The sequence below is a fragment of the Halopelagius fulvigenes genome (assembly GCF_055398025.1).
Genome location: NZ_AP043845.1, coordinates 143,958 through 167,686, shown reverse-complemented (window position 1 = coordinate 167,686; position 23,729 = coordinate 143,958). Strand labels below are relative to the sequence as shown.

Here is a 23,729-nt window from a genome sequence, read left to right as displayed (position 1 = left end):
TTAGGCTCCGAAGAGGTAGACGGAGGCGATAATTCCTGCGGCTGCGGTTATCCACGCGAACGGCAGGACGCTCTTCGTGATGGTGTTGACGTTGACGCCCATCTCGTCGGCGGTCCACGCGTTGTGCGTGTTCGTCGGATCCGCGGGGGCTTGGACGCGAAGCGCACTCACCGCAGTCGTGGTTATCAACGCGGGGTTGACGCCGATAGCGGCGAGAACCCCGATGATACCGCTCCCCAGGCCCCACAGGTTGAGCGGGCCCCGGTAGAGCGCCAGCGGTGCGAGGAGGATGAACATCGCCGCGTACAGGACCATACTATCGGGAATAATCGCCGAGAGGAGGGGTTCCATCGTCGTCGCGACGGATTCGGCGAAGACAGCTTTGAGGAGCCACCCGATGGCGACCATCAGCGCGATGGCCGGCGCAGCGTTGGAGATTCCCTCGTGGAACGCGTGGGTCACCTGATTGAGCGTCTGTCCGGGGTTCTTGAGACCTTCGAGACCCGGTTTGCTCGCGACGGCGGCGAAGAGGATGCCGACGACGAACGCCGGGAGGACCGGGAGACCGACGACGACGAGGCCGACCGGAATCACCGGTGACAGGAGCGCGTACGTCGGAACGTTCGATTTGAACTGAGAGGTGGTCTCCTCCGACTCAACTCCCGCCTCCATCGCCCAGGTGGCTTGGAGGGAGGACGTCCGCGTCTGGAACGTGATGTACCCGAGGCCGGCGAGAAGCGCGGCCCCGCCCGTCGGAAGCGCCCAGACCATCACGCTCTGGAGGTTGATCCCCGTCACGTCGGCGTAGAAAACCCAGTTCGCGGGGTTGAACATCACACCGTTCGCGTACCCGAGTAAGACGATTCCGGCGGCGGCTTTCCGGGGGAAACCGATGCTCACCATGATCGGGAACACGATGGTCGCGATCATGATGAACGCTCCGAGGCCGGAGATGCTCGTAGAGATGACTGCCACCGCGAGGTATAGCAGTATCGCGACCATGAACGGACTGTCGCCGCCGAGTTCGGCAGCCGATTTCACCAGGTCTTCCGCGATGCCGGTTTGCTCGACGATCGCCCCGAGGGCAGCACCGAAGAAGACCGCAACGAAGGCTGCACTCAATCGTGTCGACCCATCCACGATGACGTCGTTCAGTATCTGTTCGTAGCCTAAACCACCGACCGCCGCGATCCCGAGAGCCATTGCAGCGAGTGCGACGAACGTCGGCACTAACTCGGTCATCATGAGGATGCCGAATATCGCAAACACTACTAGGATCCCGATTGCACCTATCATACTCATTGGCGTGTCACACCAGGACAAACTCTAGACTATCACTATAAATAACTATCGAAGATATAGACGAACGCTAGAGTATGTTTTCCGACAGTTCCTGAAGTGTCTTCGGAGTCACCCTGGACGGTTCTGCGGGAAATATCTACGAAGAGACCGTCTAGGCGAATTCTGTCTCATTCGGTCGGCGCTTCCAACGTCCAAAGTGCTGTCAATATAATCACCATACAGAACGGAATAGTTGGCAGAATTCCACATCGTGGAACGTTCGTTCCACCCGTCCCTCGAAAGGGGAGAACGTACTACATCAATTATTATGGTTTCTGTAAGCGGCGAGTCTTTTCCATATCATGGAACGAGAATCCCGAGTCGTAGAACAATCTTTTTGAAGAATGCCTGCAATAGAGCAGACAATCAATGAGCACCGATACCAATGCACCGATGAAGTCGGTCGTTACAGCGCTAGAGATACTGGAGGCGCTACAGGACGAGGGAACGGCGGGTATCTCGGAGATTGCGGAGGCGAGCGGTCACCCGAAGAGTACCGTCCACCGCCACCTCGACACGTTCCGTGAGTGCGGCTACGTCGTAAAGGCGGACCGCTCGTACAGCGTCAGCCTGAAAACGCTCCGCCTCGCGTCGAGCGCTCTCAGCAGGCAACTCGTCTACCCCGTGACGAAGTCCGTGGTGAACGAACTGGCGGAGGAAACCGGAGAGTCCGCGGCGGTCGCCGTCGAAGAGAACGGACAGGCGGTCTACCTCTACTACGACCGTACCGATCAGGCCGTCCGAACGGACGCACGTCTCGGAATCCGCCTGTACCTCCACTGTACGGGCGCAGGAAAGGCGATACTCGCACACCTCCCCGAGGAACGGAGAAAGGCGGTCATCGACGAGTACGGACTCCCGGCGAAGACGGAGCAGACGATTACTGATCCCGACAAACTGGAGCGGGAACTGGCCGAAATACGCGAGACCGGTATCGCGTTCGACGACGAAGAGCGAGTCGACGGCATGAGAGGCGTTGGGACCCCGATCCAGAACCGAGAGACCGGTGAGTTACTCGGCGCGTTGACCGTGGCGGGACCTACTCGTCGGCTCAACGGCGAACGGTTCAGAGAGGAACTTCCGAATTTGCTCCAGCGCGCGTCCAAGATGGTCGAGGTGAACATCACGTACTCGTAGGAAGACGGCATCTGTTACAGTTATAGGCGTGTAATGGAGTTGCCTGCTACGCGCTGATTTTGACTAGTGAGCATCAAGGAGGAGCAGACCGATTGCGACGACCGCTGCGCCGACCAACGACGCCGAGAGGAGGGCGAACGCGGTGCGGAAGCCGAACCCGTCCGCGACGAATCCCACGACGGTCGGCGACGCCGCGCCGGCACCCATCAGAAGCGTCCGGACGATGCCGAACCCGCCGGCGGCGATTCGGTCGGGGAGTATCTCGACGAGGTAGACGCCCCGAACCGGACGAAAGCCGTGACTCCCGAGGGCGAAGGTGACGACGACGGCCCCGAGAACGACCGCGCCCGCGTCCGCGAAGACGATAACTCCGAGAAGCGCGGTCGCCGCCATGGAGATGGTGACGACGACGATGGGAAGCCGACCCGTCCGGTCGCTCACGTCGCCAGTGAGCACTTGGACGATGCTCACCGCGAACAGCGCCGAGTACAGGAGGTTCACCGTCGTCGTCTCCAACTCGGCCACCTCCGAGAGGTACAACGGGAAGAACGCCACCGCGCCGTTGTACGAAAACGAGAAGAGGACCGTCACGAGGATGAACGCGGTGAAGGCGGGGTTGGAGAACTGGCGGACGTACTCAGAGGCGGCGGGCGTCTCCTCGGAGTCCGACTTCACCACGGACGACGCCGACAACTGCCGGGGGACGTACCGCGCGAACGCTCCCGCGAGGGCGACGCCGACGACGCCGGACAGGAGGAAGACCCCGCGCCACGTCGCACCGGGTAACCGCGAGAACAGGACGTCCAGCGTCGGCGGAGCGACCAGAAACAGCGTGACCACCACGGACGCGCCGACGCCGCCGTACGCCCCGAACGTGTCGTACGTGCCCAGCACGCGCCCGGTTCGGTCGGGGTACACCCGAGAGAGAATCCCCACGGCGACGGTCTTGTGCGCGCCGGTCCCCGCGCCGATGAGGACGGCCGCCGCCGCGAGTACCGCGGCGGGCGAGTTGAACGCGAGGACGAACGACCCGAGGGAGGCCAACAGAGCGCCGCCGACGACGACGCGGACGGATCCGAACCGGTCCGAGAGCATCCCCGACGGGAACTGCAACGACGCGTACACGACCATGAGACCGGTGTATATCGTCCCCACCTCCGCGTTCGAGATGCCGTAACTCGCCTGCATCGTCTCGAAGAGGGGCGGAAACGCGTACCGGAGGAACTTACTCAGAAACCAGATTCCCGCGGCTAACACCAGCGTGGCGTACCTAGCCGCGTTCCGAGCGTGCATCGGTTCCCGGTGCACCCTCCGGGGCATAAGCCGTGTGGCAAGGGGCAGAATCTTCGCCTTGTTGCGCGCGGTTCCCCGACTATCGACCGTTCAACCGGGCGGCCGGTCCGCAGACGCCGACTGCGGCCACTCGGTCGCCGCCCGCGTTCGGAACACGCCGCGGCGACTCCGACGATGCCCCTCGAACTGTTCACCTCTGCAGAACGAGAAGCCGTTGTCGCGGATTCGACGGAGTTCCGCTTCGAGTTCGTCCCGGTCGGTGAGAGTCGCCTCCGTCCGGGCGGTCAGGTCGCTTTCGCCGAGTATCTCCGTCAGCCGGTCGTCGGGGAGGGAAGCCAGGAGGGACTTCCCGGGCGCGTTGAGGTGAAGCGGCATCCGTTCGCCCTCTCGGTACGCCGGCGCCCACCCGTCCGCGATGAATCCCACGACGGTCGGCGTCGCTACTGGACGCGGCGGTCGTCGCAGGTGGACTGCTTCTGTCGGGCAGTGAGGTCGCACGAGGGTGACGATTCGACGGGGATCCAATGACGCCAACCGAGCGTTTCTCACCGTGAGAACCCCAACGAGACGGGAGTCGACAGTCCCTCGAGAGGGCCGGTAAGCGTAGCGACGGTGAACGTGGTAAAAGTAAATCGCATTACAGTCATAGAGGTGTAACGGACGATGACGTCACTAACACCGCTGCGCTGTCGGAGTGTCGCTCGAATACCGACGAATCCTTTCTCACCGTCATACGTTACCCCAGTTGCCGAGGACACGGAACACGCGAGAGGCGCCGCGCCGTACTCCCGCCTTCACAGATTCGTGAGCGTTACGCGGACGGACTTCGCGGTGCTGAGTATCTGACCGGTGAGGTCTTCCTCCAGATATCGACCCTGTAAGCGGTCTGCCGGGCCGTACACGCCCAGCGCGGCGTTCGAACGGTCGTTCCTCGTTTCGATCGGTGCGGCCGCGCTCACCACTCCTTCCGCTTGTTCTTCTCTGCAGAACGATATGCCGCTGTCCCGGATCTGTCTGACCCGTTCGCGGAGTTCTTCGGGGTCCGTGAGCGTCGAATCGGTGCGCGCGACGAGTTCCGCGTCGTCGAGGATTTCGTCGATACGTTCGTCGGAGAGGGTGGAGAGAATCGCTCGGCCGGGGGCGTTCTCCGGGAGAGGCAACCGCTCACCCTCTCGGAGATTTGAAATGCTCTCGTCGGACGGCTCGACGACGTAGACGGGGACGCCCCCCTCTTCCTCTCGGACGAATAGGGTCGCCGTCTCGCCCGTCGCCGCCGCGAGGTTGTCGAGGAGCGGTTTCGCGATACGGAAGACGGGGAGTTGTTCGCGGGTCCGGACGCCGAGGTTCAGCGTCCGTAGCGACGGCCGGTATTGAGTCCCGTCTTTGAGGACGTACCCCGACGCCTCTAACGTGGAGAGGTGGTTGTGTACGACGCTTTTCGAACTCCCGACTCGCTCCGCGAGCGCCGTGACGCCCGTCGGTCCGTCCTGGTCCACGAGAGCCTCGAGGATAGTCAACGAGGTCTCGGTCGCCTCGATCGTGTATTTCGTGGGGTCGGCCATTATGATCCGTCGTACACGCCGACGGGACAAAAACCCCGTTCATCAGAGAAGAACAACGGGCCGCTTCGCGGAGCGGTTTCGGGGCGTTTTGGATGAAGAATCATGTCGGATGCGGTTGATTCCACCCGACAACAGCTCGAATTTACCTCGTTCATTTCTGAAGAACGGGAGGGGGTCGCTACGGGGGCGTCACGAACGCGCTTCGGCGGCGTGGACGAACCTGGGACGTGCCGCTCCGAAAAGTCGTCTTCGACCGGACGTCTCCTCGTCGCTTTCAGCGGAAGATGGGGTACGCGTCAGGAGAAAAAGGGGGCGGTCACTCGGAATGGGGAACGACGACGTTCTTCAGCCCTTCCGTGTTCTCCATCCGTTCGAAGGCGGAGGGCAAGTCGTCGAGACCGATTCGGGACGTGACCAGTCGGTCGGCGTCGATTCGGTCATACCGGAGCATCGTCACCGCGCGCTCGAAGTCCTCGGCGGTCAGCGAGAACGACCCTCGGTAGCCGACTTCGTTGAAGAAGATGTCGAAGGGGTTGACCTCCATCGTCGCCTCTTGGTCGGGGACGCCGAAGATGAGCGTCGAACCGCCGTTCGCGGTCACCTCGTTCGCCTGTTCGATGGTCGGGACGAGGCCGATGGCCTCCGCGGCGACGTCGACGGGACCGCCCGCCGCATCGGGGATGGCCGCGAGGGGGTCGGATTCGGCCGGGTCGATGACCGCGTCGGCGCCTAGTTCCGCGGCGAGTTCACGCCGTTCGGGATCGAGTTCGGAGACGACTATCGGACTGGCTCCGGCGTTGCGGAACACCTGCATCAACAGGAGACCGATGGGGCCGGCACCGATTATCGCGACGCTGTCGCCCAGTTCGACGTCGACTTGGTCGACGCCGTGGATGCAACAGGCCAAGGGTTCCGCCAGCGCGGCGTTCTCGAACGAGAGGTCGCCGATGTCCTCGACGCTTATCGCCGGGACTCGGACGTACTCGGCGAACGCGCCGTCGAGAATCGTCTCGCCGGCCCCGCCGATGCTCGTGTTGTTCTCACAGAGGTGGGTCTCCCCGCGCTTGCAGTACGAGCAGTTGGTGCACGGCACGGTGGGGTTGATAGCGACTCGGTCCCCGACGTCGAGGCCGGTGACGTCCTCGCCGACGTCTACGACGGTGCCGGCGCTCTCGTGTCCGAGTACGAGCGGAGTGTCGACGGCGAACGTGCCGTGGTACATGTGGTAGTCGGTCATGCACACCCCGCAAGCGCCGATTTCGACGATTACGTCGCTCTCCGTCGGTTCCGGTCGCTCCCGCTCCTGTACTTCGATTTCACCAACGTCGGTCAGCGTCGCCGTACGCATCATCCGTCGAACTCTCCGTATCGAGCTTCGGCGTTTATCGGCTGCTCCACTGGACGCTGGTCGTGTGAGTCTGTCTCGGTTCGCATCATCTGTTGCCTGTGGTGTTTCGGTGGCTGCGATGGCTCGCAGTCGTCTTCACGCGGGGGTTTCCGTCGGATGTACTCCCGCGTTCAACTACTCGGTTCTTCACGGTCCATAATAAATCCCCTCCACGAACGCCGTTCACGCGGTGACGCATTCCGTTCGGCGGGGACGAGTCGTCGAGCGAGCCGAATCGGAGGGGCCGATAGCGCCAACGAGGAGTAAGCTTATTAATCATGCTCGATTTGTGCTACGGTGAGGTCAATAGGTATGGCAAGCCAACGCAGCCGCAGAAACGTACTGAAAGCGCTAGGCGTCGGAGCGGTCGGCGGTCTCGCGGGTTGTACCCGCGGCGGAAGTTCCGGAACGTCGACGGGAACCGGCGAGAGCGGTAGTTCGGGCGAACTCGCCATCCCGTTGAGCGAGTACCAGGGCGCCGACATCGAATGGAAACAGTTCGAGGGGTCGAAGATAAACATCGGAGCGGTCCAGCACCCGTGGGTCGACGCGATAAAGCCCGCGGTGCCGGTGTTCGAGGAACTGACTGGTATCGACGTGGTGTGGAACGTCCTCCCGGAACAGCAGTTCCGGACGAAGCGGCAGACGGACGTGAGCACCGGGGCCGGTCAGTTCGACGTCTTCTTCATGGACCAGGTCATCAACCAGTTCCGTAGCGAGGGATGGCTCCAGACGCTGGACAAGTACTTCAACGACAGTAGCCTCTACGACGAGAACTGGTGGAAGCCAAACGACCTCTTCGAGTCGTCCCGATGGCAGGCCCACGGTGGCGGATACACGGACAAGTGGACGGGCATCCCGATCACCACCGAGGTCCAGACCCAGTTCTACCGGAAGGACCTCTACGAGAAACACGGTCTCGAAGTGGCCGAGACGCTCGAACAACACCGGCAGAACGCGAAGACCATCCACGAGAACGAGTCCGACGTCGCCGGTACCGCCGGGCGCGGACAGAAGGGATACGGGATGAACATCTACATCCTGAACACGTTCATCCGCGAGAACGGTGCGAAACTCTGGACCAAGTTCCCGAAGGACTCCGGACTCGACACCCAGGGCGTCATCGACGCCGCCACGTGGTACACGAACCTCCTGCGGGACTACGGCCCCGAAGGGGCGTCCACGCAGACGTGGTCCGACGTGCTCACGACGATGCAGGAGGGCCGCGCGGGTCACATCGTCGCCGACGCCAACCTGTTCTGGCCCGGTCTGACGGGTGAGGACTCTCAGGTGGCCGACTCCGTCGGCATCGCGAAGGCGCCGAAACCGGCCGACGGCACGTTCGGACCGAACGCCTACAACTGGCAGATTTCCACCTCGAAGAACGCCAAGAACTCCAAGCAGGGGTTCCTCTTCATGCTGTGGGCCTCCTCGCAACCGACGAACACGTGGATGCATTTGGAGAACGACGCCGCGTTCTCGGTGCGCCAGTCCGTCTGGGAGAACGATGAGTTCCGGTCGCGCGTCGGCGAGAACTTCGCCCAGGTCACGCTCGAATCCCTGAAGGAGGCGCAGCCCGACCCGTTCGACCGGAAGTACCCCCAGTGGGGACAGCGCTACTCCGAGGAACTCCAACGGGCCATCGCCGGGGAGAAATCACCCGAGGCGGCGATGAAGAAGGCGGCGAAGATTGCGGAGGACATCTACAGTGAGTAACGCGGACGGTTCGACCCGCATCCACCCGACCCAACACTGACAATGAGTACACAGACGAAAGCAGAAACGGCCGCAGACGAGAAGGGAGGGTTCCCCAGCCTGCGCGATATCTGGAACGACTACCTCCCGTACTGGTTCGTCGCGCCGATGGTGCTCGTGATGGTGATGATCACCTTCTTCCCCGGTGCGTACGACCTGTACCTCAGTCTCATCGAGGAACCCACGTTCAACGTGCTCGAAGCCGAGTTCGTCGGACTGAGCAACTACGTGACGGCGTTCACCCGCGGCGGTGCGCTCCACTCGTTCGTCGTCACCATCACCGTCGTCGCCAGCGCGTTGGTCTTAGAGAGCGTCCTCGGGTTCTTCCTCGCCGCACTCGTCGCCGGCGTGAAATCCGAGCGGGCGAAGTCGTTCTACCGGGTGCTTTTCATCGTCCCGATGGCGGTGGCCCCGGTTTCGATGGCGACTATCGGTCGCATCATGCTGAACAGCGAGGTCGGAATCATCCCGTACATGATCAACACGTGGACGCCGTTCGCGGCGCCGGCGTTCCTCTCGGAGATTCCGCTGTTGACGGTGATACTCCTCGACACGTGGAACTGGACGCCGTTCATGTTCATCATCTTCTACGCGGGCCTCTCGTCGGTCCCCGACACCCTCGTCGAGGCGTCGCGGGTCGACGGTGCCCCGCTGTGGCGGCGGTACGTCCACGTCATCATCCCGTACATGAAACCCGTCGTGTTCGTCGCCACGCTCATCCGGATGATAGACCTGTTCCGGACGTTCGGCGTGGTGTACGGCCTCACTCAGGGCGGTCCGGGGACGGCGACGCAACTGGTGAGTATCAACATCTACGAGCAGATGTTCATCAACAACCAGCCCGGCGTGGCGGCCGCGATAGCGGTCGTCTACCTCGTCCTCGTCATCGCGGTGTGTAACGTCGTCATCGCAAAGGTCGGCTTCGAGGGGGTGTGGGACTGATGGCGACCCGAGACGGCAACGTCGACCCCACGACCGGCTCGCAGCGGCTCGACAAGGACACGCGCGAGACCGTCGTTCGAGCGGCCAGACACGGCATCCTGCTGCTGTGGTCGCTCGTCGTCCTCTTCCCCCTGTACTGGCTCGCGTCCATGTCGCTGAAACCCCCGGGAGAGGCGAACCAGCTCCCGCCGGACTGGATATTCCTGCCGACAGTCTACAACTACATCCAGCTCGCCCAGAGCGGGGAGTTCCTCACGGCGTTCGCCAACAGCGTCCTCATGGTGTCGGCGTCGGTGATACTCGTCCTGCTCATCGGCGTCCCGGCGGCGTACGTCCTCTCGCGGTACGACATCCCCATGGAACGGGACGTCCTCGTGTGGATTCTCTCCTCGCGGATGCTCCCGCCCATCGCCGTCGTCATCCCGTTCTTCGTCATCTTCCAGTCGTTCAACCTGTTCGACACGCGAATCGGGATGGTGCTCATGTACGTCAGCATCAACCTCTCGCTGGTGGTGTGGGTGATGAAGGCGTTCTTCGACGGCATCCCCGAGACCCTGGAGGAGGCGGCGCGCGTCGACGGCGCGACCCGATTCCAGGGGTTCCGCAAGGTCGTCCTCCCGGCGGCCAAGCCCGGCATCTTCTCGGTCGCGATTATCAGCTTCATCTTCGCGTGGATCGAACTCCTGTTCGGACTCGTGCTGACGAGTTTCAAGGCGGTGCCGGTGACGCTGTTCGTCTACTCGTTCATCGGCTCCCGCTCCATCGAGTGGGGCATGCTCGCGGCCGCCTCGATGGCGATGATCCTCCCCGTCGTTATCTTCCTGATAGCGGTGAACAAGTACCTCGCCGCGGGGCTCAGCTTCGGCGTGGTGATCAAAGAATGAACGCGACCACAACCGAACGACGCGCACAGTTCGCAAAACGCATTCGCGCGGCGGGACTCCCCGCTCGCGCTACGGAGGGCACATAATGGCCAGTATCACGTTAGACGACGTAACGAAACGGTTCGGCGAGAGCGGCGACGCCGTCGTCGCGGTGGACGACGTCTCGTTAGACATCGAAGACGGCGAGTTCGTCGTCTTCGTCGGTCCGTCAGGTAGCGGTAAGTCGACGCTCATGCGAATCGTCGCGGGGCTCGAAACGCAGAGCGAGGGCGACGTCTTCATCGGCGACGCCCTCGTCAACCAACTTGGACCGCGCGCGCGGGACGTCGCGATGGTGTTCCAGAACTACGCGCTGTACCCGAACATGACCGTCGAGGAGAACATGTCGTTCGGGTTGAAGATGTCGACGGACCTCTCGGAGGCGGAGATTGAGGCGCAGGTGACCGAAGCCGCCGAGATGATGGGTATCGGGAATCTGTTGGACAACACGCCGGGGGAACTCTCCGGCGGACAGCAACAGCGCGTCGCCCTTGGACGGGCCATCGTCCGCGACCCGAACGTGTTCCTGATGGACGAACCGCTCTCGAATCTGGACGCGAAGCTCCGGACGACGATGCGGACCGAGATAAACCGGCTCCAGAACGACCTCGGGGTGACGACACTGTACGTCACCCACGACCAGACGGAGGCGATGACGATGGGCGACCGCCTCGTCGTGCTCAACTACGGCGAACTCCAACAGGTCGGGACGCCGCTGGAGTGCTTCTACCGGCCGGCCAACCGGTTCGTCGCCGGCTTCATCGGGTCGCCGTCGATGAACTTCTTCGAGGGCGATGTCGACGGCGACAGGCTCGCCTGCGACGGGTTCGAGTACGAACTCTCCGAGCGCATGCGGTCGAACGTCGGCGACCGCTCGGCGGTGACGCTGGGCGCGCGCCCGGAGGACTTCGACCTCTCGGAAACTCCGGTGAAAGGCAACAGCGTCGAAGTGACCGTCGACGTCGTCGAGCCGATGGGGAGCATCTCCTACGTCTACCTCCGCCCGGTGGACCAGTCGCACGAGGACACGTTCGTCGTCGAGATAGACGGGAAACGCCCCATCTCCGAGGGAGAACAGGTGTACGCGTACGTCGAGCCGACCGACGTCCACCTCTTCGACGCGAACACCGGCGAGACGATTCACCAGCGGAAGCTGGACTTGGACGCGGAGATAACGCCGAAGGAGGAGTCACAGTCCGTCAGTCGCTCCGCCGAGTGAACGCCGACACCCGCGGACGGGAGGCGCTCTCGTTCGCACGCACCATCCGCCGACCATCAACACCTATCCACGACAGTTCATGACATCACGAGACATTCCGCACTACGAGACGCGCACCGCCATCTGCGAATACGGCCGCAGCCTGCTCGACGACGACCTGACGACCGGGACGGGCGGGAACCTCAGCGCTCGTCTCGACGAGGACCGAATCGCCATCAGCCCGTCCGGAATCCCGTACGCGGACATCAAGCCGGCGGACGTGCCCGTCGTCCGCACCGACGGAACCGTCGTCGAGGGGGAGACCGAACCGTCGACGGAACTGCCGATGCACCTCGCCGTCTACGAACGGCGCTCGGACGTCGGCGGCGTCGTCCACACCCACTCGCCGTACGCCACCACGTTCGCCTCGCTCGGCGAGGCGATTCCGGCCTCGCACTACCTCCTCGCGTTCACGGGGTCGGAAGTCCCCGTCACCGGGTACGAGACCCACGCGACGGAGGCTCTCGGCGACGCGGCCGTCGACGCCCTGGGCGAGTCGTACAACGCGACCCTCCTCCGGAACCACGGCGTCTTGACGGCCGACGGGTCGCTCGACGACGCGTACACGGTCGCGCAGATGGTCGAGTACTGCGCGCGCATCCACTACCAGGCCCGCGCAATCGGCGAACCGGAGATCCTCCCCGACGAGGAGATAGACCGTCTCCGCGGGAAACTGGACAGCTACGGGCAGTGACCGGACGATGGAACACGTAGCCATCGACATCGGTGCCAGCGGGGGAACGGTGTACCTCGGAACCGTGACGCCCGAGTCGTTCGAAGTCCGGGAAGTCCACCAGTTCGATAATCGACCGGTCGAGCGAGGCGGTCGCTACGTCTGGGACCTCGACGCCCTCCGAGACCGGATGGTCGCCGGCATCCGCGCCGCGGCCGAGCGAGGGGACGACGTCGACACCGTCGGTATCGACGCGTGGGGGCTCGACTTCGGGCTCCTGTCCGACGGCGAAGTCCTGCGGGACCCCATCTCGTACCGCGATCCGGCCGCGACGGCGACGCGCGAGTCGCTGTTCGAGGCGGTCGACGAACGACGGGTCTTCGAGGCGACGGGCGTCACCAACTGGAACACGCCGAACACGCTGTGGCAACTCCACACGCTCGCGCACGAGGAACCCGAACTCCTCGACCGGGCCGACGGACTCCTCATGATGCCCCAGTTGCTGACGGCGTTGCTGGGGGGGCGACCGTGCGGCGAAGTGACCGTCGCGTCGACGACGCAGATGGTCGACCCGCGGGAGCGTGAATGGGCGACGGACCTGCTGGAGGAGTTGTCGCTTCCGACGGATATCCTCCCGACGCTCGACGAACCCGGGCGACGGTTGGGTTCGCTCGCCGACGACGTGTCCCGGGAACTCCCCTGCGACCCCGAACTCGTCGCGCCCGCGAGCCACGACACGGCGTCCGCCGTCGCCGGTCTGCCGCTCACCGACGACGCCGCGTTCCTGAGTACCGGGTCGTGGTTCATCCTCGGCGTCGAACGGGAGGAACCGGTGCGGACGGACGCCGCCTTCGAGCGCGCCCTCTCGAACGAACTGGGCGCCGACGGAACCGTCCGTCTGCTCACGAACGTCAACGGGTTCTTCCTCCTCGAAGAGTGCCGCGAGGCGTGGCGCGACGCCGGCGTACCCGCCGACTACGAGACGCTCCTCTCGGCGGCGCGAGAGGCCCCGGCGCGGGCGTCGTTCGTCGACCCCGACGCCGACAGCTTCGGCATCGACGAACCGATGCCCGACCAGATACGCGCCTTCTGCGAGCGAACGGACCAACCGGTCCCGGCCGGTCGGGGGGAAGTCGTCCGCTGTCTCTTGGACAGTCTCGTGACGAAGACGGCGCTGGCGCTGGACGAACTTGCGTCGGTCGCGGATGGGCCGATACCACAGATCAACCTCGGCGGCGGCGGCGTGCGGAACGAACTGTTCTGTCAGTTACTCGCCGACGCGACCGGTCGCCCGGTGGTGGCCGGGCCGACGGAGGCGACGGCGGTCGGAAACCTCCTGACCCAGGCCGTCGGAGTCGGTACGCTCCCGGACGTCGAGACTGGACGGCGACTGGTGGCGGAGGAGTTCGAGACGACGACGTACGAACCCGCGACGACCGACGGATGGGACCGAGCGAAGAGTCGGATAACCGAGTTCGAGACGGGGTGACACCGCTACCGGGCGGTGTACCCTCCGTCCATGACGACCGTCGACCCGGTCATGTACGAGGACGCGTCCGAAGCGAGGTAGACGACCAGTTCGCGGAGCTCTTCGGGCCGACCGAGTCGTCCGATGGGCGTGTTCTCCAACCACGTCTCCTCCATCTCGGGGTTCGCTTCCAGCACTTCGTCGACGAGGTCGGTTCGCATGTAGCCCGGCGCGATGGCGTTCACTCTGACGCCGCGGTCCGCCCACTCGACGGCCAGCGACTTGGTCAGCATGGAGACGCCGGCCTTCGTGGTGTTGTAGCTGGCCTGTTTCTGCGGGACGTTGACGTCGAAGCCCGACATCGACGCGATGTTGACGATCCGCCCTCCGCCGCGTTCTAACATCCGCTGACCGACGTGCTTGGCGCAGAGGAACACCCCGTCGAGGTTGACGGCGAGGACGCGCCGCCACGAGTCGAGCGACGTCTCTTCGGCGGGCGAGTTCTCCACGATGCCGGCGTTGTTGACCAGCACGTCTACGGGCCCGAGGCGGTCGGTGACGTCCTCGACCATCGCTTCGACCGACGCCTCGTCGGTGACGTCGACTTCCGTCGCGACGACGTCCGTCTCGCCGTCCAACTCCGCGGCCGTCCGCTCGGCCTTCTCGACGTCCACGTCGGCGATGGCGACGTCGGCTCCCATCTCCGCGAGACCGGTCGCCATCTGCTTACCGAGTCCTTGCGCCGCGCCCGTAACGATAGCTGTCTCTCCCTCTAGGGAGAAGCTTTCGAGTACGCTCATGCGAACGAGTCGATAGTCGGTTTCTATCATGTTAAATGTACGTGTCCGTTCACTATCGCGCCGTCGATGGATGCGGACGGGTGAAATCCGTTCCGTGTACGTCCGGACCTGCTAACTAAAGTAGTCGGCAGGACACAGCCCACGCATGGAAATCGTCGACTACGAACTGTTCGCCGTTCCCCCGCGGTGGTTACTCCTCAAACTGGAGACCGACGAGGGGATAACCGGCTGGGGTGAACCGATAGTGCAGGGGCGATTGGAGACGGTCCGGACCGCCGTCTCCGAACTCGTCGAAGAGCACCTCCTGACGAGCGATCCGCTTCGGACGGAGTACCACTGGCGGAAGCTCTACCAGAGCGCCTACTTCCGCGGCGGCCCCGTGCTGATGAGTGCGCTGGCCGGCATCGACCACGCGCTGTGGGACATCAAGGGGCGCCACTACGACGCGCCGATTCACCAACTCCTCGGCGGACACGTCCGCGACCGCATGCTCGTCCACGAGTGGTTGGGCGGCAACAGCGCCGAAGAACTCGCGGACGCGGCGAGTCGAGCACGGGAGAACGGGTACCGGGCGTTCAAGCTCAACTCCCCGCACGAGTTCCGCCCGCTGGAAACGCCCGCGGCCGTCGACCGCCTCGTGGAACAGGTCGCGGCGGTCCGAGACGCCGTCGGCGACGACGCCTTCCTCGGTCTCGACTTCCACGGCCGCGTCTCGAAGCCGATGGCTCGGGAACTCCTCGGGCGGGTGGAACCGTACGACATGATGTTCGTCGACCAGCCGGTGCTCTCGGAGTACGGAGACGCCTTCCGGTCGCTCGCACAGCAGACGACCGTCCCCATCTCAACGGGGGAGCGTCTGTACTCCAGACACGAGTTCAAACCGCTGTTCGTCGACAACTCGGTGTCGGTCGTCCAGCCGGACGTCACCCACGTCGGCGGTATCACCGAGATGCGAAAACTCGCCTCGATGGCGGAGGTGTTCGACGTGGCCGTCGTCCCCCACTGCCCGCTGGGTCCCGTCGCGTTGGCCGCCAGCCTTCAAGTCGGCTTCGCCTCCCAGAACGTCGTCATGCAGGAACAGGACCTCGAACTGCACGACGCCGATTCGAGCCACGGACTCGAACTGCTCGAAGACCCGCGCGCGTTCGAGTTCGAGGACGGCTACATCAACCGACTCACCGGCCCGGGACTCGGTATCGAAGTCGACGAGGACGCGGTTCGCGAGAAGGCCCAGACGCAGGTCAACTGGCACAGCCCCATCTGGCACCACGAGGACGGGAGCATCGCGGAGTGGTGATTCGATAGGCCGACCCGCACCTATTTGTGTCCACCTCGCCAATTGATCGGGTATGAAAACCGCGGTGTTGACCGAACCTCACGAGTTCGAAATCGAGGACCGTCCCAGGCCGTCTCCGGGTCCGGACGACGTCCTCGTGGCCGTCAGGGACGTCGGTATCTGCGGGTCGGACGTCCACTACTACGAGCACGGCCGCATCGGAGACTACGTCGTCGAAAATCCGCTCGTCCTCGGACACGAGAGCGCCGGCGAGGTGGTCGACGTCGGCGAGAACGTGAGCAGGCTCGAACCCGGCGACCGCGTCGCCCTGGAACCGGGCGTCCCCTGTCGGCGGTGCGCACACTGCAAGCGCGGCGACTACCACCTCTGCGAGGATGTCGAGTTCATGGCGACGCCGCCGCACGACGGCGCCTTCACCGAGTACGTCTCGTGGCCGGCGGACTACGTGTACGAGTTGCCCGAGAACGTCTCGACGACGGAAGGGGCGCTCTGTGAACCGCTCTCCGTCGGCATCCACGCCTGTCGTCGCGGTGACGTCGGGACGGGCGATACGGTGCTCGTGACCGGCGCCGGCCCCATCGGTCTGATGGTGATGGAGGCCGCTCGGGCGGCCGGTGCGACGGACGTCATCGTCACCGACGTCGTCGAGGAGAAACTCTCGTTCGCGGGAGAACGCGGGGCGGACCGGGTAGTCAACGTCGCGGAGGAGTCTCTCGAAGCGGCCGTCGACGAGTACACCGACGGTGTCGGGGCCGACGTAGTCGTCGAAGCGTCGGGCGCGGAGCCGTCCATCCGATCGACCATCGACGCGGTTCGGCGAGGCGGAACCGTCGTCCTCGTCGGACTCGCCGACGAGGCGAACGTCCCCTTCGACGTCCTCGACATCATCGACAACGAACTCGACGTCCACGGCTCGTTCCGCTACAAGAACACGTACGACGCGGCTATCGGCCTCCTCGAAGACGACGCCGTGGACGTGGAAGGCATCGTGGACTTCGAGTCGTCGCTCGACGATATCGACGGGGCGTTCCGGCGCGCGATGGACCCCTCCGTCGTCAAGGGGATGATATCGTTCGGCGAGTGATCCGTCGGCGGTCGTACCACCCCCCGGTGGTACCGTCTCAGTCGCGCCAACGGGGAAGCGGGGACGAAGGTTTTTGTGAGACTCGGTCGGTAGTACGTCCGTGACTGTACTCGACGCGTTCGACCTTGACGGAGAGACGGCAATCGTGACCGGCGGGAATCGCGGCATCGGCCGCGCTATCGCGAACGCCCTCGCGGAGGCGGGCGCGAGCGTCGTCGTCGCCAACCGCGACGCGGCGTCGGGAGAGGAGGCGGCGGAGGAGATTAGCGACTCCACCGGAGCCGACGCGTTCGCGGTTGAGTGCGACGTGACCGACGAGGACGCCGTGGAGGCGATGGTCGAGGCGACCGTCGAACGATTCGGCGGAGTGGACGTGCTCGTGAACAACGCCGGCATCGTCGTCCACGAGGCCATCGAGACGATGTCGCTCGAAGAGTGGTCCGCGGTCCTCACGACGAATCTCACGGGCGCGTTCCTCTGTTCGCGCGCCGCCGGGCGCGAGATGATGGAGAACGGGGGCGGCGTCGTCCTGAACGTCTCCTCGATGTCCGCGTTCATCGCGAACTACCCCCAGAGACAGGTCGCCTACAACGCCTCGAAGGCCGGGTTAGAGGGGTTCAAGAACCAACTCGCCTCGGAGTGGGCCGAGCACGGAATCCGCGTGAACAACCTCGCGCCGGGGTACGTCGCGACCGACAACGCGGACCAGGGCGCGCAGGTCGCAGAGAACGCCGTCGAGACGTGGGAGGGCGAGATGTTGATGGACGAGATGGCGTCGCCCGAGATGCTCGGCCCGACGGCGGTGTACCTCGCGAGCGACGCCTCTGCGTACATGACTGGGGAGACGATCGTTCTCGACGGTGGGTACACCGTCCGCTAGCCGAATCGGCGACTCGACTACCCGATTGCGTCCGCCCCGAGGAGACGACTCGCTCCGCCGGGCAGACGGTTCTGTCGGGGGAAACGCGCCGCGCGGGCGAGACGACGATACGAAACGGCGGAGGCCCCCGTCCGACGAGAGCGACCCCCGGAACGGATCCGAACGAGGGGGCGGACGGAGCGTCTCTCCCGGCCCGACGGCGAACTCGACTGCCACGCGGGGCGGAAAACCGGACGACGGCGACGCCCCTTCGATACGGGTAGCCGGCCGGCCCGACGAACCGGTCGTCGAACGGACCGTTCCCTCGGCCGACGTTACAGTCTTACTGTTGTCACAGCCTCCGACGGGGGCGGACGGCTGTGCGATTTGGTCGCACGGATGGAGATTCGACCGGCGCGGACGTTCTCGTCCGTTCACCGCGGATACGGTCGCCGTCAGGGGTGATATCCGCAGTTCGAGGCGTTCCGTTTCCGTGTCGCCATAGTATCGCCCCGTGCGACGATAGGAAACGGAGGTGCCGCCTCCGAATCGAAAGAGGGAGTCAGACGACCGTGACGGTGTTTTCGAGAATGCCGATGTCGTCTATCTCGATGCGGACGCTGTCGCCTTCCCGGAGGGTGAAGTCGTCGCTCGGGACGAGTCCCGTTCCCGTCAGGAGAACCGCCGTCTCGGGGACGGTGTTGTGGCGGGCGTAGTAGGAGACGAGTTCCTCGCACGATTTGATCATCTCGGAGGTGGAGGTGGACTCCTCGTACAGAATCTCGCCGTCGCGTTCGATGGTCATCGTCATGCCGAGGTTCTGCGCGTCGTCGACGGCGTCGGCGGAGGTGATGCAAGGACCGATGGAACAGCAGCGGTCGTACACTTTCGCCTGCGGGAGGTAGAGGGGGTTCTCCCCCTCGATGGACCGACTACTCATGTCGTTGCCGACGGTGTAGCCGACGATGTCGCCGCGGTAGAGGACGACGCCCAGTTCCGGTTCCGGAACGTCCCACGAGGAGTCCTCGCGGATTCCGACCGCATCGTTCGGGCCGACGGTTCGACTCTCCGTCGCCTTGAAGAATATCTCGGGTCGTTCCCCCTCGTAAACGTCCAGATAGACGTCGGGCATCCCGCTTTCGGCCTCTCGGGCCTGTTCACTGATGTGGTACGTCACGCCCGCCGCCCACACCTCGTCCGGAACGGCGGGGCGACGGGCCCGGTCGGACAACTCGTCCGCCGGGACCGAGTCGGCGTCGTCGAGTAGTCCCCGCGCGACGTCGTCGACGCCCTGATTCGTGATGTTCGCGGCCCGCGCGAGGTCGGAGAACGTCTCCACCTTCGGATTCGCGCTCGTCAGGTCGAAGGCGTCGTCCCCGTCTCGTGCGACGAGTGCTGATCGCTCCGCACCCGATAATGCGTAGTATTGCATGCGTTCAGGTACCGGGCACTGCCACATAATTGTTAGCGCCGACGGGGAATCGGTCGGGCGAATCGGGCTGTCCCGGTGAGAGAGGGTGGTTCGGGACGGTCGTTCGTGAGGGACACCGCTCGGAGCGCCGCACTCACCGAAAAACCCCTAAGGCACGCGGGCGTACGCTTCGGTGCCCATGGCAGCCACGAACTACGTAGACGGAGAGTGGACGGAGGCAGAGTCGGGAGAGACGTTCGAGGTGACCAATCCGGCGAACGCGGAGGAGGTAGTCGCGGAGTACGCGATGGGGTCCACCGAGGACGCCGAACGGGCCATCGAGGCCGCCGCCGCGGCGTCCGAGGAGTGGGCGGCCACGCCCGGTCCGGAACGCGGCGCGATTCTCACGCAGACCGCGCGGTTGCTCGAAGACCGCAAGGAGGAACTGACGGAGACGCTCACCCGCGAGGAGGGGAAGACGCCCGCGGAGGCCGAACCGGAGGTCCAACGCGCCGTCGACATCTTCTACTACTACGCGCAGAAGGCCGGAGACCACGGCGGCACCGTGAAGGCCGCCAGCGGACGGGGGAAGAACCTCTACACGAAGAACGAACCGTTGGGGGTGGCCGGCCTCATCACGCCGTGGAACTACCCCATCGCCATCCCCGCGTGGAAGCTCGCACCCGCCCTCGCGACCGGTAACACGGTCGTCATCAAACCGGCGCGACTCGCGCCCGGCGTCGCGAAGGGTATCATCGAGTGTCTCGACGAGGCGGGGATCCCCGACGGCGTCGTGAACCTCGTAATCGGGTCCGGGAGCGACGTCGGCGGCGCCATCACGGACCACGACGCCGTGGACGCCGTCTCCTTCACCGGGAGTTCCGCGGTCGGACACCACGTGTACGACGCCGCGACGGACGACCAAAAGCGCGTCCAGTGCGAGATGGGCGGGAAGAACCCGACTATCGTCTCCGACACGGCGGACGTGGAGGAGGCCGTCGATATCGTCGCCTCGGGGGCGTTCGGCGTCACCGGACAGGCGTGTACCGCCACCTCCCGCGCCATCGTCTACGACGACGTGTACGACGAGTTCGTGGACGGGGTCGTCGCCGCCGCCGAGGACATCGACGTCGGCCCGGGCCTCGACGGCCACGACATGGGGCCGCAGGTGAGCGAGAGCGAACTCGAATCGACGCTGGAGTACGTCGGAGTCGGGCAGGACGAGGGCGCGACCCTCGAAACGGGCGGCGAGGAGGTCGACGTCGACGGCGCGGACGGCTACTTCGTCTCGCCCGCCGTCTTCTCCGACGTGGACGAGAACATGCGGATAGCGCAGGACGAGATATTCGGCCCCGTGCTCTCGGTCATCCGCGTCGAGAACTACGAGGAGGCGGTCGAAGTGGCCAACGGCGTCGATTACGGCCTCGCCGCCAGCATCGTCACCGACGACCACACCGAGGCGAATCGCTTCGTCGAAGATATCGAAGCGGGCGTCGTGAAGATAAACGAGAAGACGACGGGCCTCGAACTCCACGTCCCCTTCGGCGGGATGAAAGACTCCTCCAGTAACACCTACCGCGAACAGGGCGAGGCCGCCCTCGAGTTCTTCACCACGACGAAGACGGTCTACGACAACTACTGAGCCCGCCCCTCGGCTCCGAATTATTTTTACGCCGAACGCGAACGGTCGCTCCGCCGGCAGAACGCACGCGGACGGAGGGGGGCGACGGCAGTGGGCTGGTTGAACTGATAGTGGCACGCGGCTGTTGGACTACGCGCAACGTTCCCCTCCGACCGCAGCGTGTATTGTGTCACCTATGGACATGAATCTTCGGGCCCCGTCCGCTCCGGTCGTCAGGGCCGCCGGGGCGGGGCGTCCCGCCGTCTTACGGGACGCGCACGTCGTGTTCGAGGACGCCGACGCCCTCGACTTCGACTTCGACAGTGTCGCCGTCCGAGAGTGGACCGACGCCCTCGGGCGTCCCCGTCGAGATGACGTCGCCCGGTTCCAGCGTCATGTACGTCGTAATCTCCGCGACGAGTTCGGGTATCGAGAAGATGAAGTCCGCCCGCGAGGAGTCCTGTTTCGTCTCGCCGTTCATCCGGAGTTCAATGCTCGCGTCGTCGGGCACCTCGTCGGGCGTGGCGAGAACCGGGCCGAGGGGTGCGCTGTTGTCGAACGCCTTCCCGCGAATCCAGTTCTGTTCTTTATCTTGGTCGTCGCGGTTCGAGATGTCGTTCATGCAGGTGAAGCCCGCCACGTACTCCATCGCCTCCTCCTCGGAGACGTTGCGACACTGCTCGCCGACGACGACGGCCAACTCCGCCTCGTAATCCACCCGTTCCTTTCCCGCGGGGAGGGTCACGGTGTCGCCGTGGGACGAAAGCGCGTTCGGCGGCTTGAGGAACAACAGCGGTCGGTCCGGAATCTCCATCCCGGATTCCTCGGCGTGTTTCTCGTAGTTGAGGCCGATGCAGACTATCTTCGTCGGGTCGCAGGGCGGCAGGACGTCCACGTCCTCGGGGTCGTACGTCTCGTCGCCGAAGACGAGTCCGTCGTCCGTTCGCCGTCCGGTTCTGACGCTCCCCGCGGGGTCGCGGAATCGTACGCGGTGCATGCCCGCAGCGTCTCTCCCCCGCGACAAAACAGTTCGGAAAGCCGCAGTCCGGCGGCGGGGAAACGTTGAAGCGGACGCGCACCGACGCACCGCGGGGCGGGAACGCGTCGCCGAACCGTCACGTCCGGCGCGCACGACGATGTCGGGTCGTCCACCACCATGGCCGGAAACACGTTCTGCGAACGTGAACAAACGTTATGTATACCGGACGGCAACCGGTGTGTGCCATGGGAACGAACACCGCGAACACGATCGGGGCGCTGGGAACCTCGCTTCGAATCCTCGAAGCGTTGAAGGAGAAGGGTAACGCCGGTGTGACGGAGTTAGCGAACGAACTCGACCTTCCCAAGAGCACCGTCTACAGCCACCTGCGGACGCTCCGGGAACACGAGTACGTCGATTGGCACGACGAGACGTACTGCATCGGCCTGAAGTTCCTCGACTTCGGCGAACACACGCGCGACCGGATGCGCATCTACGACGTCGCCAAACCGGAGGTGGAGGCGCTGGCCGAGGAGACCGGGGAGTTGGCGAACCTGCTGGTCGAGGAGCACGGAGAGGGCGTCTACCTCCTCCGCTCGAAGGGGGACCAAGCGGTCAACCTCGACACGCACGCCGGGATGCGCGTCGGCCTCCACTGCACCTCGCTGGGGAAGGCGATTCTCGCGCACCTCCCCGAGGAACGCGTCGACGAGATAGTCGACCGCTGGGGCCTCCCGGCGCAGACGGCCAACACCGTCTCCACGCGGGAGGAACTCGACGAGGAACTCGCGGCCATCCGCGAACGCGGGTACGCCACCGACAACGGGGAACGGCTCTCCGGTCTCCGGTGCGTCGCAGCGCCCGTCACGGACCCCGACGGGCGCGCCATCGGCGCGGTGAGCGTCTCGGGGCCGACGAGTCGGATGAAGGACGAGGCGTTCGAATCGGAGATACCCGAACGCGTCCGGAGCGCGGCGAACGTCATCGAACTCAACCTCACGTACTCGTGACTGACCGCGCGCCCGCCGGGCGGGCGTTCTCAGTTTCTGCGACTCCAAGTTCGTCCGTCTGACAGTTCCGAACCTGTGTGCGACACGAACGTATATCACGGTCGGCGACGCATCGAGACCCATGTCCGACGAGAGTAGCGAACCCGCGTCGTTCACGTACGAACCGGTCACGGTCGACGGGAAGACGGCCGTCGTCGTCGGCGGAACGAGCGGTATCGGTCGCGCGGTGGCCCTCGCGTTCGCCGAAGAGGGGGCGAACGTCGTCCCGACGAGTCGAACCGAATCGCGCGTCGCCGCGACCGCAGACGAGGTGCGCGAACGGGGGAGCGAGGCGTTGGAGGCCACCTGCGACGTGACCGACCGCGACTCGCTGGAATCGCTCGCCGACGCCGCGACCGACCGCTTCGGCGGCGTCGACATCCTCGTCAACTCCTCCAGCGCCATCGCCCGGTCGTCCGTCTCGGAGGTGACCGACGAGGAGTGGGACCACGTCCTCGACGTGCAACTGACGGGCGTCCACCGCACGGTGCAGACGTTCGCCAACCGTACCGGGGTAGAGAGCGTCGTCAACGTCGCGTCGCTGTCCTCCGTCCTCGGAATCGAGAACCTGGCGGCGTACTCCTCCGCGAAGGGCGGTATCGACGGCTACACCCGCGCGGCGGCGAAGGACCTCGGGCCGGACGTGCGCGTCAACGCCGTCCGCCCCGGGTTCATCGCCACGGCGCAGACGGCCGACGCCTACGAGGAGGGGAGCCACCGGTACGAACGCGTCACGTCCCGCGCGCCCGCCGGGCGAATCGGTCGCCCCGAGGACGTGGCCGGCGCGGCGGTCTACCTCGCCAGCGACGCCGCGTCGTACGTCACCGGCGAGACGATAACGATAGACGGCGGGTTCACCCCGAGCGCGTTCTGAGACCGAGAAAAGGCGG

Annotated in this window: 21 protein-coding genes; 13 read left to right on the top strand and 8 right to left on the bottom strand. The window is 64.8% G+C overall.

Annotated elements, in window-relative coordinates; all coding sequences use genetic code 11:
• Positions 1–1,296 carry a citrate transporter gene (locus ACZ522_RS03840; RefSeq protein ID WP_379692127.1) on the bottom strand — a complete coding sequence of 432 codons (1,296 nt, stop codon included), beginning with the start codon at positions 1,294–1,296 and terminating at the stop codon, positions 1–3.
• 414 nt (positions 1,297–1,710) lie between these two features.
• Between ACZ522_RS03840 and ACZ522_RS03835 the strand changes: the two genes are divergently transcribed.
• Positions 1,711–2,478 carry an IclR family transcriptional regulator gene (locus ACZ522_RS03835; RefSeq protein WP_379692128.1) on the top strand — a complete coding sequence of 256 codons (768 nt, stop codon included), beginning with the start codon at positions 1,711–1,713 and terminating at the stop codon, positions 2,476–2,478.
• Positions 2,479–2,541: 63 nt separating this feature from the next.
• Here ACZ522_RS03835 and ACZ522_RS03830 read toward each other — a convergent pair whose 3' ends face one another.
• The 4 genes from ACZ522_RS03830 to ACZ522_RS03815 form a co-directional block, all read right to left on the bottom strand.
• Positions 2,542–3,771, bottom strand: a complete 1,230-nt coding sequence (locus ACZ522_RS03830) for an MFS transporter (protein WP_379692129.1) — start codon at positions 3,769–3,771, stop codon at positions 2,542–2,544.
• A gap of 90 nt (positions 3,772–3,861) precedes the next feature.
• Positions 3,862–4,197, bottom strand: coding sequence for an IclR family transcriptional regulator domain-containing protein (locus ACZ522_RS03825; RefSeq protein ID WP_379692130.1), 336 nt, complete (start codon positions 4,195–4,197; stop codon positions 3,862–3,864).
• 368 nt (positions 4,198–4,565) lie between these two features.
• On the bottom strand, positions 4,566–5,333 hold the full coding sequence (locus tag ACZ522_RS03820; protein ID WP_379692131.1) for an IclR family transcriptional regulator: 768 nt from the start codon (positions 5,331–5,333) through the stop codon (positions 4,566–4,568).
• 316 nt (positions 5,334–5,649) lie between these two features.
• The gene (locus ACZ522_RS03815) at positions 5,650–6,681 is read right to left on the bottom strand and encodes a zinc-dependent alcohol dehydrogenase family protein (RefSeq protein ID WP_379692208.1); all 1,032 of its coding nucleotides are present in this window, start codon (positions 6,679–6,681) and stop codon (positions 5,650–5,652) included.
• Between the two features lie 351 nt (positions 6,682–7,032).
• On the opposite strand from ACZ522_RS03815, the gene ACZ522_RS03810 reads away from it, so the two are divergent.
• The 6 genes from ACZ522_RS03810 (at position 7,033) to ACZ522_RS03785 (ending at position 13,760) form a co-directional block, all read left to right on the top strand.
• Complete coding sequence (locus ACZ522_RS03810) at positions 7,033–8,436, top strand: extracellular solute-binding protein (protein ID WP_379692132.1); 1,404 nt, start codon at positions 7,033–7,035, stop codon at positions 8,434–8,436.
• A gap of 42 nt (positions 8,437–8,478) precedes the next feature.
• The gene (locus ACZ522_RS03805) at positions 8,479–9,417 is read left to right on the top strand and encodes a carbohydrate ABC transporter permease (protein WP_379692133.1); all 939 of its coding nucleotides are present in this window, start codon (positions 8,479–8,481) and stop codon (positions 9,415–9,417) included.
• Positions 9,417–10,301, top strand: a complete 885-nt coding sequence (locus ACZ522_RS03800; protein WP_379692135.1) for a carbohydrate ABC transporter permease — start codon at positions 9,417–9,419, stop codon at positions 10,299–10,301. Before ACZ522_RS03805 ends, ACZ522_RS03800 begins: the two co-directional genes overlap by 1 nt.
• Before the next feature lie 85 nt (positions 10,302–10,386).
• The gene (locus ACZ522_RS03795; protein ID WP_379692136.1) at positions 10,387–11,559 is read left to right on the top strand and encodes an ABC transporter ATP-binding protein; all 1,173 of its coding nucleotides are present in this window, start codon (positions 10,387–10,389) and stop codon (positions 11,557–11,559) included.
• 79 nt (positions 11,560–11,638) lie between these two features.
• On the top strand, positions 11,639–12,292 hold the full coding sequence (locus tag ACZ522_RS03790) for a class II aldolase/adducin family protein (RefSeq protein ID WP_379692137.1): 654 nt from the start codon (positions 11,639–11,641) through the stop codon (positions 12,290–12,292).
• Between the two features lie 7 nt (positions 12,293–12,299).
• A complete protein-coding gene (locus ACZ522_RS03785) occupies positions 12,300–13,760 on the top strand; it encodes a rhamnulokinase (RefSeq protein WP_379692138.1) in 1,461 nt (486 codons plus the stop codon).
• A gap of 5 nt (positions 13,761–13,765) precedes the next feature.
• On the opposite strand, the gene ACZ522_RS03780 is transcribed toward ACZ522_RS03785, so the two are convergent.
• Positions 13,766–14,539, bottom strand: a complete 774-nt coding sequence (locus ACZ522_RS03780; protein ID WP_379692139.1) for an SDR family NAD(P)-dependent oxidoreductase — start codon at positions 14,537–14,539, stop codon at positions 13,766–13,768.
• 145 nt (positions 14,540–14,684) lie between these two features.
• Between ACZ522_RS03780 and dgoD the strand changes: the two genes are divergently transcribed.
• From dgoD to ACZ522_RS03765, 3 genes are all read left to right on the top strand, one after another.
• Positions 14,685–15,836 (top strand): galactonate dehydratase, encoded by a 1,152-nt coding sequence (gene dgoD / locus ACZ522_RS03775; RefSeq protein ID WP_379692140.1) that lies wholly within the window; start codon positions 14,685–14,687, stop codon positions 15,834–15,836.
• 52 nt (positions 15,837–15,888) lie between these two features.
• Positions 15,889–16,920, top strand: coding sequence for an NAD(P)-dependent alcohol dehydrogenase (locus ACZ522_RS03770; protein WP_379692141.1), 1,032 nt, complete (start codon positions 15,889–15,891; stop codon positions 16,918–16,920).
• Between the two features lie 100 nt (positions 16,921–17,020).
• Positions 17,021–17,800 (top strand): SDR family NAD(P)-dependent oxidoreductase, encoded by a 780-nt coding sequence (locus tag ACZ522_RS03765; RefSeq protein WP_379692142.1) that lies wholly within the window; start codon positions 17,021–17,023, stop codon positions 17,798–17,800.
• A 541-nt stretch (positions 17,801–18,341) separates the two neighbouring features.
• Here the strand turns inward: ACZ522_RS03765 and ACZ522_RS03760 are convergent.
• Positions 18,342–19,211 carry a fumarylacetoacetate hydrolase family protein gene (locus ACZ522_RS03760; RefSeq protein WP_379692143.1) on the bottom strand — a complete coding sequence of 290 codons (870 nt, stop codon included), beginning with the start codon at positions 19,209–19,211 and terminating at the stop codon, positions 18,342–18,344.
• Between the two features lie 178 nt (positions 19,212–19,389).
• On the opposite strand from ACZ522_RS03760, the gene xacF reads away from it, so the two are divergent.
• Positions 19,390–20,832: a 2,5-dioxovalerate dehydrogenase gene (gene xacF / locus ACZ522_RS03755; RefSeq protein WP_379692145.1), complete on the top strand. Its 1,443-nt coding sequence runs from the start codon at positions 19,390–19,392 to the stop codon at positions 20,830–20,832.
• A gap of 244 nt (positions 20,833–21,076) precedes the next feature.
• Here the strand turns inward: xacF and ACZ522_RS03750 are convergent, their stop codons facing one another.
• Positions 21,077–21,808 carry a fumarylacetoacetate hydrolase family protein gene (locus tag ACZ522_RS03750; RefSeq protein WP_379692146.1) on the bottom strand — a complete coding sequence of 244 codons (732 nt, stop codon included), beginning with the start codon at positions 21,806–21,808 and terminating at the stop codon, positions 21,077–21,079.
• Positions 21,809–22,035: 227 nt separating this feature from the next.
• On the opposite strand from ACZ522_RS03750, the gene ACZ522_RS03745 reads away from it, so the two are divergent.
• Both ACZ522_RS03745 and ACZ522_RS03740 read left to right on the top strand, forming a co-directional pair.
• Positions 22,036–22,800, top strand: a complete 765-nt coding sequence (locus ACZ522_RS03745; RefSeq protein WP_379692147.1) for an IclR family transcriptional regulator — start codon at positions 22,036–22,038, stop codon at positions 22,798–22,800.
• A gap of 121 nt (positions 22,801–22,921) precedes the next feature.
• Complete coding sequence (locus ACZ522_RS03740; RefSeq protein WP_379692148.1) at positions 22,922–23,713, top strand: SDR family NAD(P)-dependent oxidoreductase; 792 nt, start codon at positions 22,922–22,924, stop codon at positions 23,711–23,713.
• Positions 23,714–23,729 lie beyond the last annotated feature (16 nt).

Coding starts and splice junctions, on each gene's coding strand:
- ACZ522_RS03770 (WP_379692141.1), top strand. CDS start 15,889: ATGAAAACCGCGGTGTTGACCGAACCTCACGAGTTCGAAATCGAGGAC.
- ACZ522_RS03795 (WP_379692136.1), top strand. CDS start 10,387: ATGGCCAGTATCACGTTAGACGACGTAACGAAACGGTTCGGCGAGAGC.
- ACZ522_RS03830 (WP_379692129.1), bottom strand. CDS start 3,771: ATGCACGCTCGGAACGCGGCTAGGTACGCCACGCTGGTGTTAGCCGCG.
- ACZ522_RS03820 (WP_379692131.1), bottom strand. CDS start 5,333: ATGGCCGACCCCACGAAATACACGATCGAGGCGACCGAGACCTCGTTG.
- ACZ522_RS03800 (WP_379692135.1), top strand. CDS start 9,417: ATGGCGACCCGAGACGGCAACGTCGACCCCACGACCGGCTCGCAGCGG.
- ACZ522_RS03805 (WP_379692133.1), top strand. CDS start 8,479: ATGAGTACACAGACGAAAGCAGAAACGGCCGCAGACGAGAAGGGAGGG.
- ACZ522_RS03810 (WP_379692132.1), top strand. CDS start 7,033: ATGGCAAGCCAACGCAGCCGCAGAAACGTACTGAAAGCGCTAGGCGTC.
- ACZ522_RS03740 (WP_379692148.1), top strand. CDS start 22,922: ATGTCCGACGAGAGTAGCGAACCCGCGTCGTTCACGTACGAACCGGTC.
- dgoD (WP_379692140.1), top strand. CDS start 14,685: ATGGAAATCGTCGACTACGAACTGTTCGCCGTTCCCCCGCGGTGGTTA.
- ACZ522_RS03760 (WP_379692143.1), bottom strand. CDS start 19,211: ATGCAATACTACGCATTATCGGGTGCGGAGCGATCAGCACTCGTCGCA.
- xacF (WP_379692145.1), top strand. CDS start 19,390: ATGGCAGCCACGAACTACGTAGACGGAGAGTGGACGGAGGCAGAGTCG.
- ACZ522_RS03840 (WP_379692127.1), bottom strand. CDS start 1,296: ATGATAGGTGCAATCGGGATCCTAGTAGTGTTTGCGATATTCGGCATC.
- ACZ522_RS03785 (WP_379692138.1), top strand. CDS start 12,300: ATGGAACACGTAGCCATCGACATCGGTGCCAGCGGGGGAACGGTGTAC.
- ACZ522_RS03780 (WP_379692139.1), bottom strand. CDS start 14,539: ATGAGCGTACTCGAAAGCTTCTCCCTAGAGGGAGAGACAGCTATCGTT.
- ACZ522_RS03815 (WP_379692208.1), bottom strand. CDS start 6,681: ATGCGTACGGCGACGCTGACCGACGTTGGTGAAATCGAAGTACAGGAG.
- ACZ522_RS03745 (WP_379692147.1), top strand. CDS start 22,036: ATGGGAACGAACACCGCGAACACGATCGGGGCGCTGGGAACCTCGCTT.
- ACZ522_RS03835 (WP_379692128.1), top strand. CDS start 1,711: ATGAGCACCGATACCAATGCACCGATGAAGTCGGTCGTTACAGCGCTA.
- ACZ522_RS03750 (WP_379692146.1), bottom strand. CDS start 21,808: ATGCACCGCGTACGATTCCGCGACCCCGCGGGGAGCGTCAGAACCGGA.
- ACZ522_RS03790 (WP_379692137.1), top strand. CDS start 11,639: ATGACATCACGAGACATTCCGCACTACGAGACGCGCACCGCCATCTGC.